Raw genomic sequence first — 19,288 nt, 5'->3', positions numbered from 1 at the left:
CGAGAAATCCCGGGATCCAAACGACATGGAAATGAACGTTATTTAAGCTTGTCTGCGATCAAAGCATCCAGGGAGAATGCTCCGCCTCCTCCGATCAAAAGTGCGACTGACATAGCGATCGCGAGAATATGGTATTCGAAACCTTCTCCTCCTTGTGTCCCGAACCAGTTCATAAAGAAGCCGTGTTCCCGAACGAAGATCGCGGCGCCGAACATAGTCAAACCGATTCCCAACGCGGAAAGTTTCGTGCAGAATCCGAAGATCAGTCCGAGCGCGCCGAAGAACTCCGCGACGATCACAAGAAAGGCGAAAAGAGAAGGAACACCCTGAGAATTAAAAAATCCCATCGTCGCGCTGAAGCCGAAACCTCCGAACCAGCCCAACAATTTTTGAGCCCCGTGAGGAAGCATAACGACGCCTAACGCAATTCTTATCGAGGTAAGAATCCAGCTCGTTTCCGTTTGAAAGAATTTATCGATCATTCAAATCTCCTATTAGTTGAACGAACTATAAGAAATTTAAACCGAAATGTAAATGGACGGATTCTCTATTTTGTTGTGTTTTTCGTCCTCGATTCCCGAAACCTCTCGGGTGAAAATCCGGACCTAAGTTTAAAGTAGCGACTGAAATAAGCGATGTCATCAAAACCCAATTCGTATGATATTTGTGTAATATTCAAATTCGAATGTAGAAGAAGACGTTTGATTTCGAGTGTCACCCGTTCGTGAATCACGGATTTGACCGACTTACCGAGAGAATCGTGACAGATCCGATTGAGAGTATTCGGAGCGATCCCGAGTCTTCTGGAATAGAAGTTCGTATTGCGTTCTTTCAAAAAATGTTCTTCGAGCAATCCCTGAAACGAAACTACGACCGAAGAGTTTTTGTTAGTTCCCAAAATTCTGAATGAGTTCTCGTATTCCTTTTTGACCTGATGAAGAATCACCTGAATCAAGGCGAACAACATCTTAGGATCGGAAGCGCTTCCGTGTTCTTCCGCCAATCTTTGAAAATCCGAAATCAATCTTTGCGGATCTTCGACTGTGATTTTCGGCAGATCGTTTTCGAAGGAGAAAAAAGGAAATTCTCTCAGAGCGTTCATCGTTTCTCCAAGTTCCGAATAAAATTCCGGAGCGATCTTCAGAGCGTATCCACGAACCGGTTTTTGAAATTTCCAAGAATGAACCTGACCCGGTTTCAAAAAGAATAGAGAGTTCGAGTCGATCGGAACTTCTTTAAAGTCGATCGTATGCGTTCCCTTTCCTTCCCGAAAGAAAAAAAGCGCGAAGTATGTATGTCTATGAGAACTATCGTATTCCCGAAACGAAGGCGGAAGATCTTCCAAACGCCCCACATAAAACAAAGGATCTTTTTTTGCGGGAAGCGATTCCGCAAGATCGAACACGGGCGGTTTGATTTCTGTTTTGGACATTCGACTTCCAAGAGATAACAAAGATGGAAAAATGCAAGCCGGATCGGTCGGTTTAAAACGAAACGGGATAAGAAGACATCTCCTCTCATCCCGCGCAATCGAGTCAGCCGACGGTGTAGTAAAATCTTTCGTGGATGATCTTACCGTCTTTCCAGGTTTGAACGCTGGCTTGAGTAGCCTTAATATGCCCCCAGTCCTTATGAACGTAGTCTAGTTCCCATTCAACGACGCTTCTATCACGTTCCCCGTCTACGATCGTGCTCAAAACCTCCGCGCGGTTCCATTTCACCTTGGAAACGAAATCCTTTTCGCGGGAAAGATTCGCGTCGAACCCTACGGTAGGCGCCATCGTGTTTTCCTGCATCACGACGAGAGGATGATAGAATTCTTCGAAAGCCGGAATCACGTCTCCGGAAAGAATCATCTCGTTCAATCTGTGAACATTTTTCTCGATGTTTTGTTTTGTGGTCATTCTTCTTACTCCTTTTTGAATTCGAACCCGAGGTCGGTTTCGAATTAGTTGCAACTGCAACTATTATAAGATACGAATTATTGATTGCATTTGCAACTAAAAAATTTCACTTTGCTGTAAATGAAGGAAAAAATTACGAAAGAATCGATCGATGCCTGGGCGGCCGGTTTGAAGTTTTATACCGCCGCATCCGCAAAAATCGAGTCGGATCTCGCAAAATCGAACGCGATTTCCCTGACTTGGTACGACGTTCTCTATTCGGTTTATATGAAACCGAAAAAACGATCCAGGATGTCCGATATAGCCCGTGAAATCATTCTCAGCAAAAGCGCGTTGACCCGATCTGTGGATAAACTCGTCGCGGAAGGTTTTTTAAAAAGGGAAAGAAGCGAAGAGGACGCAAGGGAATTCATCGTGGAAATCACCGCTTCCGGAACGCAGGCTCTTCGAGAAGCTTGGCCGATCTACGGAAATGGAATCATCGAACACTACACGTCCAAACTGACTCTCAAAGAAACGAACGAACTTCTAAGAATTTTCAGAAAGTTGAATGAAACAAAATCGTAAACTTCCGTCGACTTCCGTTTAACGGAAACGATTCAATTCACGGTGGGTATCGATCGCGGGGAATTCGTTTCGATCACTCGAACGAGTAGCCCGAATTTTAATGCGACGTGCGGATTTAGCCCGAAAGAGAGAAAATTGTTTCCTTTATTCCATTCCTAATTTAAGACATTCTTATATGCTAAGAGAAAGGAATACAATCTGGATCGTTTTCGGATTCGTTCTTCTCTTATCTCTTACGCTTCCTTCCTGCGGCCAAATTTTCCAGATCGAAAAACCTCCCAAAGTCGTTCAAGGCGTTTTGGATCTAAGATCCAAATGGAACTTCGATTTAAAAGGGCCTTTGAGTTTGGACGGCGACTGGATCTTCGTATGGAATCAGTTATACTCGGATGTTTCCCCCGTACGCGAAAAATTACAGGATCAATACGCGTATGTTCCGGACGCTTGGAACAATTATCCTCAAGACGAAAACGGAAACGGTTATCCGAGTTTCGGTTATGCGAAATACAAGATGAGAATTCTTTTGGACGAACCTCAATCGGACATCGCGATCAAGATGCTCGAAGCATCGACCGCGTATAACATTTACGTAAACGATCAAAAAGTTTTATCCAGCGGAATCGTGGGAAGAACCAAAGAAGAAAGCAAACCTTTATATCGTCCCGCCGTAAGCGCGCCGATTCGTTTGGAAAAATCAAACGAGGTTGTGATCGAAGTTTCCAACTTCGCACATTCCAAAGGAGGAGTTTGGGCCAAGGTCTGGATCGGAAAACATTCGGAACTTACCACTCTCAGAGAAAGAACGATCTGGCTGGATCTTTTCATCACGGGGGGATTGTTTATCGGCGTTCTGTATCACTTCAGTCTATTCTCCCTTTTGAGAAGGGAACGATCACATTTTTTTTTCGCGCTGATCGGAATCGTAGCGATCGTACGAATCGTTCTTACGGGAGAACGTTTACTTTTTACTCTGTTGCCCAATTTCGATTTCGATCTCAGTTATCGTTTGGAAATTCTTTCGGTTTATATGGGAGGTTCGATTCTTGCGTTGTTCATTCGTTCCATGTTTCCAAAGGAGTTTGATAAGAAGGCCGCGTATGCGTTCGTGTTCGGTTTTTCCGCTTTGTCTTTAATCGTTTTAGCAACCGAGTTAGCGTTTTATTCAAAGACGCTTCCTGTATTCAGTTTTTTAGTTTTTGCGGAATGTATTTATATCGTTTATGTTTTGATCCGAGCGATTTCAAACCGACGCATCGGCGCGTGGATCGGTCTTATAATCTGTCTTCTTTTGTCTTTGATCATCGCGAACGATCTTCTTTATGCGAATATGGTCATCAACACCAGCTACTTTATCTCGTATGGAATCTCCATCTTCTTCATCGCTCAGGCGTTTATCATTTCGAAACAGTTCGCGACTTCGTATCACCTTTCTCAAAAACTTTCCACCGATCTTCAAAAGTCGAACGATCGATTGATTTCTTTGGATAAACTCAAGGACGAATTTCTTGCAACAACTTCCCACGAGTTAAGAACTCCCCTTCAGGGAATCATAGGCATCGCGGATTCTTTAAAACGCGGAGCCGGAGGAGAACTTTCTTCCTTTATCGAAAGTCAACTCAGGATGATCGTTTCCAGCGGTCAGCGTCTTGCCAATTTGGTGAACGATATCCAGGACTTTTCAAAACTCAAACACAGCGATCTCAATCTAAGAAGAATTCCCGTCGACATCAAACAAGCCGCCGACTTCACCCTGGAACTCAATCGTGTAAACGTGGATTCGTCCAAACTCGTTTTGTTAAACGAAATCGATAACAACTTCCCTCCTCTTCTGGCGGACGAGGACAGACTTCAGCAGATTCTCCAGAATTTAATCGGAAATGCGATCAAGTTTACGGAAACGGGAAGCGTTCGAGTCAGTGCGAAAGTTTTAGACGATCGTTACGCTGAAATCAGCGTAACCGACACCGGCATAGGAATTCCGGAAGATCAGCAAGAACGAATATTCGAATTCTTTGAAAGACTTCACGGCGGTGATTTGAGCGTGGCCGGTGGAACCGGACTCGGTCTTACGATCAGCCGAGCCCTCGTCTCCTTACACGGCGGGGAAATCAACGTGGAATCTTCCGTTCACAAAGGTTCTCGTTTTTACTTTACGATCCCACTTTCCAAAGAAGTTAAGAATATCTCCGACACAAATACGAACCCGAAAACAAAACGACAAAGTCGCTTAACAATTTCCAAAAGTCGTTCCGAGACGAACGGCAACGTACACGTTTCGAACAAAACGAATTCGGCTGAAACGATCAAACAAAATTCTAAAATTAGAATACTCGCGGTCGACGACGAGCCGGTGAACTTAGAAGTGATTCGCAACTACCTTTCCCTTGGAAATATGGAATCGGTTCTCGTAAAAAGCGGAAACGAGGCTCTGGAAATTCTCAAAACGGATTCCGATTTCAAAGCGGTGATCTTAGACGTGATGATGCCTCGTATGTCCGGCTTGGAAGTGGCCCGAGAAATCAGAACCCGTTTCGGCGCTCTCGAACTTCCGATTCTTATGTTATCGGCAAAGAACAGGGACGCCGATCTTATCTCCGCGCTCAACTCGGGTGCGAACGATTATCTCGTGAAACCGTTCGACTTCGAACAACTTATGAGTCGCATCAACAACCTTCTCGATCTTGTTCAGGGTCATAAGAATCGAATCGAACACGAAAACGATAAAAGAGAAGCGATCCACAAGGTCAGACAGAAAATCAACATCGACCTTCACGATCACTTAGGAGCAAAACTCATCGATCTGAAATTCTTATCCGAAGAATTGCTCAGCGGCAAGATCAAGCCGGATCAGAATCTGATCGAAAAAATTCACGGAACGGTCAATCAGTCGATCGGAATGCTTCGAGAACAAATGCTTAAAATCGAAGACTTAAACCTCGTTTCCGAAAATTTCATCACCGGTGTGAATCTCGTTCTTCTCAGAAGATATTCGGACGCGGGAAGAGAAATAGACTTTCAAAGCGAAGAGGCGCTGATTCAACTTTTCGAATCGCATCGGGATGAAAATGCTCTGATGGAATTTTTCGGAATCATCAACGAGGTCACCACCAACGACCTCAAATATGGAAAAGGAATTTCGAACTGGAAATTTTCTTTAATAAATCATGAAATTCTAATGGAGATGAAATCGGAATCGGACTACACTCTTTCCAACAACCGCACGGGCAGAGGCACCGAGAACCTGATCCAAAGAACCGCAAAACTAGAAGGAAAGATGGAAATCTCCCTTTTGGAAAACGTATATTCGATTCGATTGAAAATAAAGACGAACCGCTTTTTAGCGGTGTAAACAATAGAGGAAATTCTTATGAAAACAAAAAACATCAAAATCGGAATTGTAGAAAACGACGAAAACTATAAAAACCAAATCCTAAAAGTTTTGGAATCGGTTCCGGATGTGGAGGAAATTCTTCATTGGGAATCCGCCGAATCTTTCTGGAAGGATCCGAAAGGAAGTTCATTGGACCTCGTATTTTTAGACATCATGCTTCCGGGAATGAACGGAGTCGATCTCGCCGCGAAACTTTCGGAAAGAGATCCTTCGATCAGCAAGATCATGTTGAGCAATATGAACTCGGACGAACTCATCTACAATTCACTTCGATACGGGGCGATCGGTTATATTCTCAAATCGGAACTCAAAGACATTATCGAGGTAATAGATACGGTGCTTCGAGGAGGCGCAATCATCACGCCTACCATCGCGTTCCGAGTATTGAACAACTTCAAACTCAAGAAAGTCGGAGACGGGATCAAACTTACGAATAAGGAAAAGCAGATCTTAGACCACATGGTTATGGGAAAAACCATCAATCGAGTCGCGGAGTTTCTCGGAGTGAGCAAATACACGATCCAACATCATGTAAAGAATATATACAAAAAATTGAATGTTCACAACAGAGCCGAGCTCGTAAAAAAGGCCAGCGATTTCGGCCTTCTTCCCTTATCCGGCTCGGGAATCGGAGAAAATTAATCGGACATCGATCATAAGCCTTTAAAATGACGCTTCTGATTCCGTATAAATCAGAATGCCTCATTTGTAAACATAGCATAACGTATCCTTCGACTTGATTTTTATTCCGCTTCGATTACAAATTCGAATTTCATAAAATGATTCTTGCAAACTTTTCTCGTCCTAATAAGAAAAGACGTAGATGCCCAAAACGAATTTCGACATACTCTGGATCATTCTTTCTTCGGGACTTGTGTTCTTTATGCAAGCGGGCTTTCTTTGTCTCGAATCCGGTTTAACAAGAACCAAAAACTCGATTAACGTCGCCATCAAAAACATCACGGACTTCGGAATCGCGACTTTGATTTTTTATGCAGTCGGTTTCGGTTTGATGTTCGGTAAAAGTGCGAACGGATTTTTCGGAATCGATACATTCTTCCCTGAATTTTCAACTCAGGATCCGAACGTAGCCGTATTCTTTTTGTTTCAACTGATGTTTTGTGGAACAGCCGCGACGATCGTTTCGGGAGCGGTCGCGGAAAGAATGAAGTTCGGCGCATACATCGTCGTCACCGCCGTTATCTCCGCGTTTATCTATCCGATCTTCGGTCATTGGGTTTGGGGCAAGGACTTAACCCAATGGGAAGTTTCAACGGGTTGGCTCGGAAGATTGGGCTTTATCGACTTTGCGGGTTCAACGGTCGTTCATAGCGTAGGCGGTTGGGTCGGTCTCGCGGCGATGAAAATCTTAGGGAACCGATCCGGAAGATACGGAGAAGACGGATCGATCCGAAACATCACGGGACACAATCTTCCTTTGGCGATGCTCGGAACCCTGATTCTTTGGTTGGGATGGATCGGCTTCAACGGAGGGAGCACGTTAGCGTTCACAGCGGCGGTTCCGAAGATCATCGTAAATACGATGTTCGCCGCGGTAAGCGGAATGGCGTCTTCCCTGATCTACGGTTGGATCCGCCTTCAATATGCGGAAGCCACTCTTCCCTTAAACGGAGCTCTTGCCGGTCTCGTCGCTATCACAGCGTCTTGTCACGCGGTAAGTTCGATCGATTCCGTCGTCATCGGATTAGTTGCAGGAATTCTAATGTTCGAAACCAGATCCTTTTTGGATCGAATCAAAATCGACGACGCGGTGGGTGCGATTCCGGTTCACTTAGCGGCCGGGATTTGGGGAACTCTTGCCGTGGGAATTTTTGGAAATCTGGAAATACTCGGAACGGGTCTTGGGCGTTTGGATCAGATTCAAGTTCAGTTGATCGGAATCGCATCCTGCGGTGCGCTCGCCTTCGGACTCAGCTATATCATCCTAAGCGTCATCAACAAATTTTTTCCATTTCGTGTTTCCGAACAAAACGAATACAAGGGGCTCAACTATACCGAACACAGGGCCACGACCGAATTGATCGATCTTTTCCTCGAGATGGAATATCAAAAAAGAACCGGTGATTTGAGCAAGGACCTATCGATAGAACCTTTCACGGAAGTCGGACAAATCGCCGAAAGATACAATTCCGTATTAAGCAAAATCAGATTGAACATACGAGAAAAGGAAGTTCTCGCAAAAGAATTGGAGGACAACCTAAACCTCATTCAAAGCGACCTTTCCACCGCAAAAAAAATCCAATCGGGAATCATCTCGCATAAGGACAGAACGTTGGGAGAACTCGAGGTTATCGTGCGTTATCTGCCACTGAGCGAGGTCGGCGGCGACTTCTTCGACATCATGGAATTAAAACCGGGTTTGACTAGGGTGTTTCTCGCGGATGCGACCGGACACGGAGTTCAAGCCGCTTTAATCACGATGGCGATCAAGGCGATTTACGAATCCTTAAAACGAGGAATCTACAGCGTTACCGAAATTTTATACCATCTCAACAACGAGTTTCTCCATACATTCAAAAACTTGAATCAATTCTTCACCTGTATCGTTTTGGACATCGATACGAATTCGGGCAATGTGCGTTATGCGTCCGCCGGACATATTCCGCAATACCTCATAGGAGAAGAAGGAATTCAAAAGCTCGAAAAAACGGGAAGAATCGTAGGAGCCATTTCAAAAACTCAGTACACATCCAAAGACGTAAAGATCACTCCGAATTCAAAGCTCGTACTTTTTACGGACGGTCTTGTGGAACAATGGAACATCGACAAGGAAGAATTCGGTGAAGAACGCGTCGAAAATCTAATCCATTCCTTAAACACTCAATCCATCCGAGACGGAATCGACTCTTTGTTAAGCGAACAGGAAAAATTTCTCTCCGGTGTTTCCAAACAGGACGACATCTCAGTCATCGGAATCAACTGGAAAGGCGTTTAGAAGCCGAAAGAATTCTTACTTGTTTTCCTTGTCCCCGTCTTCGAACAATCGGCTTGAAATCCCGAAATAACTGTTCCAGGTTTTTCCTTTGTAGGTCGTGCGACTGAATACGAATTTCAAAACGGAAGTTTTTTCGAAACCGGTATCCTCTTCGTATTCGTAATTCCAGAGCAGACCTCCGATCAAAGGCATACCGAGCATACCGTAATTCTGATATCCTCTGGCCGCTTTCTTTTCGGAGAAGAATAGAATACCTCCGAGAATTTTGGTAGATTCTTCCTTGGAAACTTCGGAGCGGTTTTTGTAATAAAGAAGACCAAGACCGCCTAACGTCAAACTACCCTCGACATCCTTTTCATGATAGGTGAGAATCGGCGGCGCAAGAAAGGAATACCCTTCTCGATTTTCGCTGTATCTGTAAACGGGCAAAAAGTTTTGGATTTTTTCCTGAGGAGAATTCAAATAACGAATCCAAAGGACGTTCCAGTCGACCATCTGCGGAGTGGATTGATAACCCACAAGAATTCCGCCGAAAACTCCCCAACGCGTTTTGTCCTTTTGAAATTCTCCGTTAAACGCTCCCAAGAAAAGTGTAAGTTCCTTTTTTTGTTCCGTAAGAGAGGATTCCAAATCGAACAGATACAAAAAGTTATAACGATTGGACGAAAGATTTCTACCCTGATAGTAACCCATTAAGAAAAATGAATATTGATCCTCGCCTGAAAAAGAGGAATAAAGGAACGGTAGAACGAAGAACGTTTTTTCCTTGTTTGCGGAATCGTTCGAATAGTAGATCGAAGGAAAGAGAAAGAAACTTTTCGTCCCCGCCTCGTCGTCCCGTTTGTAATTCATAAGAATTCCGAAAAGATTCGTGTTCGAGGAAATTTTTCCCTGTTTTTCGTTGAAACTCCGATACGCAACGATCGGAACAAACCATCGATACGAATCGTATTCCTTATGCTCCCCGCTTTTGTAAAAGAAAAGAGGAAAGAGATAAGAACTGAGTTCCTGTTCTCCCGAGGTTCCGTTTCTTTCGTAACCGAACAAGGACAACAAAGCCTTAAACGATACGGACTCGGTTCCGGAGTGAAGATACTTCGTATTTTTGTAATTCGCCAAAAAGAGCCAATCAAAACCCCAAACGTCTTTACGAACCTTATCTTCCCGAATATGATTTTCAAACGTATAAAGAAGCGGAACCGGAAGAATCGGATAAAAACGTTCCGCATAAGAGTTACCGTCCTTACCTTCTTGAACGGACTTCCACTGATAAAAAAGAAAATAAAACGAAGTGGAATCCACATAACCTTTGCGAACGCTCTCTTCCTTTTCGTAATAAACGGGAAGAAACATTTTTCGTTTGTATCCGGTCTTTTGATCCGATTTGTTTCCTATAACCAAGAACCAAGTTACGTCCTCGGACTCCGGAGTTTTTTCGCTCGAATGAACGATAGGAACGAAATTGGAAGAATACGTTTTAACTCCCTTTTCTACGATCGACTTTCTAAAATAGAACAAGGAAAGATTCCAGGATACGGATTCTCTTTCCGGATCGATCTGAGAAGAATATCCGAAAATTCCCCCCAAAAGAATTTTTAAATCATATTCAGTTTTCTGAATGCTCGGAGTTTTTCTAGTTTCCGAATTGGCGAGAAAAAGCCAGTCCCAACCGCTCGTTTCTCGAATCATTCCCTTGTCCGTAACCGATTCATACGTAGCGAACAAAGGAATCGGGTAGAATTTTTTATCCGAAGAAGTTTTCAACTTGGATTGACCCGGTGAAACACTTTTTTGAAACCGAAGCGGGGTGAAGATCGAAGTTTCCACCTGACCGTAAGTATTTCGTTCTTCTTCGTAATAAAAAAACGGAGGTAGAACCCATTTCGAATAACCGAGGCTCGGGCTCGATTTACGACTGAAAAAGAGCGCGTAACGGCTCTGTGAATACTCGGGAGTTTCCTCGCTTGAATACAAAATAGGAACCGTTTTCGATTTGTATTTTACGACTTCCCCTTCCGTGACGGTCGTTCCGAAATAGAATGGAAACACATAGCTGGATACGATTTCTTCTTTTTGATCCTTTTTAGTATTCGTCGAACCGAACAAAAGAAGGAAATTCCAAGTGGAACGTTCGGGAGAATTCGCCCTATAAAGACCGGAAATGAAGTTGTATTTCTCTTCTCCATCCTGTCCCCAAACGACCAACGGGATCGGCAAAATCAGATTCAGATCGGACACATACGGTTTTTCTAATATTACCTTTTCCGAACTCGATGCAAAATAGAACGGACTTAAAACGAAGGATTCTTTCGTTTTCAACGCGGAATCTTCCAGGGAAGAATACAAAAACAAAGGAGTGTATAGATTTCTTTCCTTAAAGACCCGATTCCCTCCCGTAAAACGATCCTCGTAATTTCGATAATAGAACGGGAAAAACAAACCGTATCCGCCGCCGGAAACGTTATCGTTCTTCGTATAAATCTCTTCGGAAGCTTGATAAAACGGAAATAGAATTCCGTGAAAGGAAGAAGATTCGTAGGCTCCCGTCTTTTCGCGGGAACGATAATAAAAGATACTCTTCGTTTCCAAACGATCCGCGCTTTCCTTATGCGTAAAAAACGGGAAAAACCGATACGCGATTTCGTCTTTAGATTTCGCATAACGTATCAAAGGCCAAAGAATCGAATATTCCCTTCTATCCTTTTCCTGTTCCAACACAAAAAGAAAGATACCGAAGGCTCTTGTAAAATCCTCTCCCTTTCTCTGCTCCGCAAACAACGGAAAAATAACCCGATACGATTCGTCTCCGACCGTCCCCCAAAATGTGGGCAAGGGAAGCGGAAACGCGAAGATACGATCCTTGTTGTTTTTTCCCCAAGTAAACCAACCTAAGGGAAGAATCCGAAAGTGACTTTTGTCGTCGCCCGATTGATAACTCGCGATTCCGAATAACGCTTCCCAACCGAAATAATTTCTTGAATTCTCTCTCGCGAGTTTTTTATACGATGCGAAATTGGAACCATCCTTAGGAGGAGTCGGCGCCGAATCTTCCGCAACCACCGCGAGACGAAGACCTTTTTTATTGCCGGTAATCTTAGGAGTTTGATCCGCTTGAGGAACGAGACCCGGTTCTTCCTTTTTTTCCTCATAGAAAAAAGTAAGAGGATTCGATAATTCTTTCCTTAAAGAAACGCTGAAGATATTGTATAGAAAGGAATAATCCAAATCCACATAGAATTCTTTTCCGGATGCGCTCGACTTCAAGGAAGCGTCGAACTTCCCTCCGGTTTGAGAAACTGAAATTCCTCCGAAGTATAATTCGAGGTTTTTGTTCTTTTCGTAATACTTTAAGTAAGCGGGAAGAAAGATATCCCCTCTCGACTCCGGATTTTTCCATTCGAAATACAAAGGAGCCACAAAACGAGAGCTCGTTTTCTCCTCTCGATTCTCGGAGGAATAATAAAGAACAATCCAATCCCGATCCACGTTCGGAGATCTAAGTCTAAAGTGTAAAGGACTGAAAGAAACATGGTTATTATCTTCTCCGCCGAAACGAAAGTAGAACGGAAACCAGATATTATATTCATTTTTTCGAAAGTAATTCAGAGGTAAAAAGGTTCGAGTTGTGGTCTCCCCAGCCGGATCCTTCCAACGATAAAACAAACCGCCCAATCCCAAAAACGACGAACCGTCTTTTTCCTGGGAAGAATAGTAAAACGGATACAATCGTTTAAACGAAGTCCGATCCGAACTATAACTGTGATAACCCAAAAGAAAGTATTCGTCCTCGTTCGGCGCCGAATACGAATAGAACAAAGGAGCGATCTTTCGGCTGGTCGTTTCCGTTTCCGACTGAAAGTATAACAAAAGCGGAATATTCAGATAAGAATTCTTTTTATGAAAGTAAAACGGAAACAAAGTCGACGAAAGATATTCTCCCTTTGAGTCTCTGGTCCAATACGCGTTTAAAACCAAAGTTTCGGATTCCATTTTTCGAATATGTCTGTAAATCGGAATCGGCAAAAAGTAATACTGAGTAAAATCGTCTCGGTCGATCGAATGATAATAAAACGGAAGAAGAGCGAAATGCGAATCCATCTTATAAAACAAAAGAGGAAAGCTGACAAGCTCCGTTAACCCCTTTTCTCGTTCGCGTTTGTAATACGTATTAATATAATAATCCTGAGTTACATCCTTGGATCGATACTGATAAAACAACGGGCCTGCGCGGTTGACGGATTGGTCGTCGTCCATCCAGGAAAAATAAACCGGAAACACGTGCCCGTAAGAATTCTTTTTATAATAAAAAAGAGGGAAGAAGGTAAACGCGGACAATTCTCCCCGATCGTAACGAAGGTATGTGTTGATAAGATAGTTCGTGGAAGAATTCGGAGTAACGGATCGATAATACAGCGGCCCAGCAAACGTGGAATTCTCCTTCGATTCTTCCCAAGAAAAATAAAGCGGAAACAAATGTTTGTATTCGTTTTTCTTATAAAACCAGAACGGAGCAAAGTTAAAAGAAGTCAGTTCGTCCTTGGAACGGCTCCAATACGTATTCAATATTAAAGTTTCTGAATCTTCCTTCCCGGTCCTGCGATAAACAAAAGGAAGCATATACTGCGTAAAATTGTCGCCTTCATACGATTGATGATAGAAAGGAAAAAATGTAAAATAGGAATCCTTTTTATAATACAAGATCGGAAAGAAAGTTAAGTGAGAATTCTGTTTGTAAAAGACGAACGGAAAAAAAGTAAACTGACTGTCCGTTTGATCCTTGGTCTTGGACCAATACATCAAAGGTAAGAATCTAAAAAATCGAAGTTCCCTTTCCTTTCCCCACTGGAACAAAAGAAAATTCCGAAATTGTACATTCTCCCCAACGTCTTTAAAATACAGGGCCAAGGGTGCGAGTAAAAACGTGCTCGATTCTTCCCGAGGTGAAATCTCCTTTGATCGATAAAGAAGAGGAAACGGCAAAAACGTATACTCGGAATAAGAATCGGAAGTCTTCTCCTCTTCTTGAAACCACAACGGCGAATAGATCGCAAATTTCTTAGAAGCCAGATTCGACTTGGATTGATGATACAAAGGAAAAAAAGTAAACGAGTAGTCTTCCTTGGTTTTATAATTCGTATAATGAAGCAGAGGAAAAAAATGAAAGAATTTCTTTTCCTGATCCCTTCCCCAATGAAACAAAGCGAGAGTCGTTTTGGATTCTTCCGAAGATTCCTTTGTGAAAAACAACAAGGGAAGAAAAAACATATGACTGGACGGATTTCCATTTAACGTTTCGGTCTTTCTCGTAAACAACGGAAAAAATCCGGGAACCATCGTGAAATTCTTTTCAAAACCCGGACCGGAGGAACTGAAATTATAACCTAACCAGAAAAAGGTGGCCGATTCCCTGTAACCCGCTCCGCCTCCGACTGGTTCGATCGTGTTGTTGTAATAAAGAGGTGATAAAAAAGTTTTTTCAAGAAGACCTTCCGATTCCACCTTTCGATATCCTGCGATCGGGAACAGATAGTCCAAACTCGCCTTGCCGGACTTCGCCTCGATAGAATTATAAAGTGGGAATATTCTAAATTGCTTAAATTTGGGATAATCGGTTTTTCGAATAAACCAGAAAAGATGCCAAGCGGAATGTCCTTCCCACTTTTCCCAATCGTAGATCAAAAGTCGAACGGGATATTTCTCTTCCTTTTCGCTTCCGAAAATTTCCTTTTTCTCTTTTACAAGTTCGTCAAAAGGATCTTCGGTTTGTGTTTTGGTTTGTGAGAAAAGAATTCCGGGTAAACAAAGTAGAATGATGAGTAGTATTCGATTTCGCATATGGGTTCGGTCCGGGTTTTAAAGATCGACCTCGACGGTTTTTCGTTTTCCCTTTTCTCCCGAAAGAATCCGGATCTTTCGTTTCGGAAGATTCATCGCTTCCGAAAAAGCCTCGATCACCGCCTCATTCGCCTTTCCTTCGAGCGCCGGTTCGCGAACGGCAAGCGTGATCGAACCGTCCTCTTCCTTTCGGAAAAAAACTTTTTTCGAGTTCGGTTTAACGAGAACCGTAAACTTCATACGGTTTCGGTCAACCGATCCTATGTTTTTTTCTGAATTTCCCAATCAAAAGATATATCCCGTCGACCTTAAAAATAAGACTGGAAACGAAAAAAATCAGGATCGAGGGAAGAATTACTACGCTCAGATTGATTCTCGAGGCTTGTGCGTAGGAAATCCCTTCCGATTCCAAGAAGTTTAGAATCGGCGAATATAAGAAAATTTGATGGAAGAAGAGATAACTTCCAAGCAATAAAAAGGGCACCGTCATTTTGGAAATTTTTTTCAAAAGTTCGGGCCAGGGGAATTGGACCTTGTGTTTTTTCAAAAGGGTTCCCAAAAGAAAAAAAGTGATCATTGCGGAAATCGCGGACGAAAGAGCGATCGCCGAATGTTTCAAAAACCAAACCAGAGAAAGATTCAGAAGGATGTTGATCGTAAACGAAACGGACTGAATTCTCAAAGGAGTTTTCGTATCCTGAAACGCGTAATATGAAGAGATCAATATCTTATTGATGCTGAAAAATGGAATCGCCAAAGAATAAAACACGAGTGGCAACGTAGCCGTATGAGTCGCGATGTGATCCCATTTCCCACCGAAATAAATCGAATCCAAAATCGGTCCGGCTAACAGAACCATGCCGATCGCCGCGGGAACTGTTAAAAATAATGCGAACTCAAGCGCGCCTGAAAGTTCCTGGCCTACCGCGGACCATTCTTCTTTTTTCAAAGATTGTAAAAGTGCGGGAAGAATGGTGGTCGCAAGTGCGACTCCGATGATCCCGGTCGGCAACTGAACAAGCCTTTGCGAATAATCCAAACTGACAACCGCTCCGAGTCCCGGGTTGTGGTTCTGCACCCAGTTCGCCAAAAAAATATCCACAAGAAGACTGAGTTGATAAAACCCTCCTCCGAGCGCGGCGGGCAACATCAGCTTAAAGATTTTTTTGATCGCCGGGTGTTTCCAATTCAAGTTGATGGAAGGCATATCCTTCTTTTTCCAAACATACCAAGCCTGAACCGCGAATTGTAAAAAACCTCCGATCACGATCGCGGAACAAAGAACGATCACTCGATCGTGAAGATCTTCCACAAACGGAAAAAGAAAAAAGAACACGAACAGATAACTCAGATTCAAAATGATAGGAGAAAGAGAAGGAACAAAAAATCGATTCTTCGAATTGGAAATCGCCATAAAAATCGCCGAAAGACTCGCGGTGACGATTAAGAAAAACAGAATATACGTAAGCTCTATTACTAAATTAGAATATTCTTTCGTTCCACCCACGAGAAACGGAAGAAACAAAGGCGAAAACAAAAACACGATTCCGACGAGAAGCGATAGTATAAAGAACAAAAAAGATAGAACCGCTCCGCTCATTACCCTGGCTTCTTCTTCTCCGATCTTACCCGATTCGGCGTAGAGAGGCATAAAGGATTGCGAAAGAGTTCCTTCAGCGAGAAGATTGCGGAACATATTCGGAAGACGATACGCAACCGAAAAAGCGGACGCGACCATTCCGGTTCCGAAGGAAACCGCCATAAAATGATCTCGGATAAGACCCAGAATTCTGGAAAGAAACGTATAAAAGGAAAGCGCGATGCTTCTCGATGCGGCGTTAGACAACGATCATGGTCCTAGAAGTTTTTCTAGGTATCGAACTCCGCCCATGGCATTTAGGTCAAACTGAATCTGACAGTTCGGACATTGATATCTCCCCGGTTTGGAAACGCGGATTCGGGAAGAACAAGCCCCGCAGTAAATCATCCGTTTTGGGAAATTTTTTTCAGCGAGAATTGCCTTGTCCAGGTTCTTCTTTGCGGAGTATTCCTGAGAATGAGAATCTGAGTCCTCAACGGAAGAAGAGGTTTCAGCCGCGTTCGAGCCGCCTTTGGAAGACGCAGATTCTTCCTCTTCTTTTCCTTCGTTTAAGAATGCGCGCAATCTTTGAGACTGACTGGAAAGACCGGGGGTTGACAAGGTTTGTTCCGTTTTCGGAAATCGAGATTCCGAACCGGACACGATTTCGTTTTCTTCGATCCCGAACTCGGGAACGGTTTTGATTTCCGGAATGTAAATGGAATGAGAACCGCCCGAACCCGCGACCTTTTCGCTTGCGGAGCCGGAAGAATAAAATTGAACCGGAGAATTTCTTTTGATCTTGGAGATCGGATTGGAAGCCGCCGAAGAATCTCTTTGATCCTGAATTTTAATCAAAGAAAGATATTCTTCCGCACGACCCGAGTCTTCAAAAAATGCGATGGATTTACCGAAGCCCAAGAAGCTCAAAAGCGATTTACATTCTTCGTTGAACGCACAATAGGCGGAAGACGCGCCTCTGTTTTTTAGAAAGTTTTCGAATCTTGCAAGAACGGAAATTCCTTCGGACTCGATGTATTCCAGTTCCTCGCAGGAAAAAAGAAATTTACGAACTCCCTCATCCCATTTCGATTTTAGATAAGAATAAAAGTCCTCCGCGCTCGCCGAGTCCAATCGTCCCTTCAACTTGAGCTTGAAAATATTTCCCGAAAGTCTGGATCTGATTTCCACTTCTGTATCTTATCCTAAGTAGATCGCGTCCAAAATTTCTTCCTGAGAAGAAACGATCGCCGGCGTAACGTTCGAAGCCGAAGCTCCCGGATGCGCGTTCGAATGTGTCGGAGCCGCGACGGATGACGGTGCGGTTGTCCCTACTACGTTTTGTGAAACGGTTACCTGCGCCGACGAAACCGGTTCAGAAACGACCGAAGCGGTCAAAACGGGAACCGCATGAGGGGACACGTTATCCGCAACCGACGGAATTGTTTGGGGAGAATTTCCCAAACTACCCGGAAACGCAACGGAGTCCAAGGGACTGGATTGTTTTGTGAGAACCGGAACGTTAGTCGCGCTTGGATGAGAAATTTTTTCCACGAGAGGTCTGGAACCGTAGTCCGGAACCGTTTCCTTTGTCGAATTACCCAAGGTCAAAAGGAGATAGACGAATTCCAAAAATAGGGCCGCACCGAGAGCGATTAAGGAATAATTGCGCAAAAGCCATTCCAGTAGCTCCGTCTGTTTCAGAACGAAATTACGAAAATTTCCGCGATCATAGATCATGTGGATCGCCGCTACTCTTTCCAATTTTACGGGATGATAAACCGCGGCTGAAAGAAGAATTTCCGGCTCGCTGATTTCCGGGAAAAAACTTTCGAACTTGGAAAAGAAAATACTTTTGGAAAGAACTTCTTTCTTTTGTCCTAAAAGAACCGGAATGCTGATCTGCCATTTACGAAGACGAAAGGCTCTCGTATAAAGAGCGTCCTGATACAAAGCCTCTGGTTTTCTTTTTTTCAAAGTTTCCTGAAGATAGGCAGGATTGGAATGCGCGAGAACGATCCCGGCTTCGCTCGTCAAAAAGATTTCCTTAATCGTATAACCGTCGTTATCCTTGTCGGAAATTTTCGTCATTCTGGAAAAAACGAAGTTCATATCCTCATAGGAAGCGTCGCTTCCCGAATTCTCTGCCGCCTTAGAAAGAGTGCCTAACGTATCTCGTGCTCGATTGTCCGAGCCGATTTTTAAAAGGTCGAACGAAGCCAGGGAAGATTCCAAAAAGGACCAAGCCACGGCTCCGAGAGCGATCGATTCGCAAACGATCAGCAGTAAAAGAAAATAGAATATACTTTTGAAAATCTTCACTCTGAGACCTCTACCTAACAAATCGGTAGAACCGAGGATTTCTCTTGAGGATAAAAACGGATTCTAACTCACTTTTCCGTGAGAAAGGAGGACTTTTGGAGAATTTAGAAAAGAATTCAGATTCTTTTTAAGATTGGAAATAAATTCGTTCCTCTTTTCCGGTCCCGCGTCCAGGCCCAACTTTTCCACGCTTGTCATATCCATCCAATTTCTTCCGCAGGGATTGATACTTCGAAACGCTCTAAAGTCGTTGTTCAGGTTAAAAGCGATTCCGTGACTCGTAAAAAAGGACTTAAAGTTCACACCGATCGAACAGATCTTTTGGGAAGGATCGGATTTTAGATACAAACCGGGCGCCTGAGAATCTTCCACCAAACGCAGATCCCAGGTTTCGCGAGCCGCGTCGATCACGGAGCGTAATAGATTCTCCAGATAAAAACGGATCGAAAGTTCTCTCTTTTTCAAATCCACATGAGGATAAACCACAAGCTGACCCGGTTCGTGCGCCGTAAAGTCCCCACCCCTTTGGATAAAATGAAGCTGAATTCCCTGAGATTCCAGAAATTCCTTCCCCAGAAGTAGATTCTCTAGATTATAATTGATTCCGCCGGTGATTGTGGGAGCGTGTTCCAAAAATAGAATGCATTCTCTCCTGGACGACCGCAGTTTTTCCTGCAGTTCCAAATAACTGAGGTAAGGAAATTCTCCTTTCGGTTCGATCATTCTCACAAGTT

13 protein-coding genes are annotated in these 19,288 nt (G+C 43.5%); 4 read left to right on the top strand and 9 right to left on the bottom strand.

What is annotated here, in order from left to right:
* Positions 1–38: 38 nt before the first annotated feature.
* The 3 genes from CH367_RS07605 to CH367_RS07595 form a co-directional block, all read right to left on the bottom strand.
* On the bottom strand, positions 39–482 hold the full coding sequence (locus CH367_RS07605) for a DoxX family protein (RefSeq protein ID WP_100761873.1): 444 nt from the start codon (positions 480–482) through the stop codon (positions 39–41).
* A gap of 65 nt (positions 483–547) precedes the next feature.
* Positions 548–1,432, bottom strand: a complete 885-nt coding sequence (locus CH367_RS07600) for a helix-turn-helix domain-containing protein (RefSeq protein ID WP_100761872.1) — start codon at positions 1,430–1,432, stop codon at positions 548–550.
* 103 nt (positions 1,433–1,535) lie between these two features.
* Complete coding sequence (locus CH367_RS07595; protein ID WP_100761871.1) at positions 1,536–1,904, bottom strand: nuclear transport factor 2-like protein; 369 nt, start codon at positions 1,902–1,904, stop codon at positions 1,536–1,538.
* A 120-nt stretch (positions 1,905–2,024) separates the two neighbouring features.
* On the opposite strand from CH367_RS07595, the gene CH367_RS07590 reads away from it, so the two are divergent.
* From CH367_RS07590 to amt, 4 genes are all read left to right on the top strand, one after another.
* A complete protein-coding gene (locus CH367_RS07590) occupies positions 2,025–2,471 on the top strand; it encodes a MarR family winged helix-turn-helix transcriptional regulator (protein WP_100761870.1) in 447 nt (148 codons plus the stop codon).
* A gap of 175 nt (positions 2,472–2,646) precedes the next feature.
* Positions 2,647–5,820 carry an ATP-binding protein gene (locus tag CH367_RS07585; protein ID WP_100762087.1) on the top strand — a complete coding sequence of 1,058 codons (3,174 nt, stop codon included), beginning with the start codon at positions 2,647–2,649 and terminating at the stop codon, positions 5,818–5,820.
* An 18-nt stretch (positions 5,821–5,838) separates the two neighbouring features.
* A complete protein-coding gene (locus tag CH367_RS07580) occupies positions 5,839–6,504 on the top strand; it encodes a response regulator (protein ID WP_100761869.1) in 666 nt (221 codons plus the stop codon).
* Positions 6,505–6,685: 181 nt separating this feature from the next.
* Complete coding sequence (amt, locus tag CH367_RS07575) at positions 6,686–8,818, top strand: ammonium transporter (protein WP_100761868.1); 2,133 nt, start codon at positions 6,686–6,688, stop codon at positions 8,816–8,818.
* 15 nt (positions 8,819–8,833) lie between these two features.
* Here the strand turns inward: amt and CH367_RS07570 are convergent, their stop codons facing one another.
* The 6 genes from CH367_RS07570 to lipB all read right to left on the bottom strand — a co-directional run bounded on the left by CH367_RS07570 (position 8,834) and on the right by lipB (position 19,277).
* A complete protein-coding gene (locus CH367_RS07570; protein WP_100761867.1) occupies positions 8,834–14,653 on the bottom strand; it encodes an LA_1737 family protein in 5,820 nt (1,939 codons plus the stop codon).
* Positions 14,654–14,671: 18 nt separating this feature from the next.
* Positions 14,672–14,893 (bottom strand): DUF167 domain-containing protein, encoded by a 222-nt coding sequence (locus tag CH367_RS07565; RefSeq protein WP_100761866.1) that lies wholly within the window; start codon positions 14,891–14,893, stop codon positions 14,672–14,674.
* 10 nt (positions 14,894–14,903) lie between these two features.
* Positions 14,904–16,499, bottom strand: coding sequence for a murein biosynthesis integral membrane protein MurJ (gene murJ, locus CH367_RS07560; RefSeq protein ID WP_100761865.1), 1,596 nt, complete (start codon positions 16,497–16,499; stop codon positions 14,904–14,906).
* Positions 16,500–16,502: 3 nt separating this feature from the next.
* Positions 16,503–17,423 (bottom strand): STAS domain-containing protein, encoded by a 921-nt coding sequence (locus tag CH367_RS07555; RefSeq protein ID WP_100761864.1) that lies wholly within the window; start codon positions 17,421–17,423, stop codon positions 16,503–16,505.
* Between the two features lie 9 nt (positions 17,424–17,432).
* Positions 17,433–18,554 (bottom strand): LIC_12071 family protein, encoded by a 1,122-nt coding sequence (locus CH367_RS07550; RefSeq protein WP_100761863.1) that lies wholly within the window; start codon positions 18,552–18,554, stop codon positions 17,433–17,435.
* 63 nt (positions 18,555–18,617) lie between these two features.
* On the bottom strand, positions 18,618–19,277 hold the full coding sequence (gene lipB / locus CH367_RS07545) for a lipoyl(octanoyl) transferase LipB (protein ID WP_100761862.1): 660 nt from the start codon (positions 19,275–19,277) through the stop codon (positions 18,618–18,620).
* Between the last annotated feature and the right edge of the window lie 11 nt (positions 19,278–19,288).

This window comes from Leptospira barantonii, from assembly GCF_002811925.1.
Lineage (GTDB): Bacteria > Spirochaetota > Leptospiria > Leptospirales > Leptospiraceae > Leptospira > Leptospira barantonii.
Note: the sequence above shows the minus strand (reverse complement) of the source record. Positions and strands in the feature narration are given on the sequence as shown.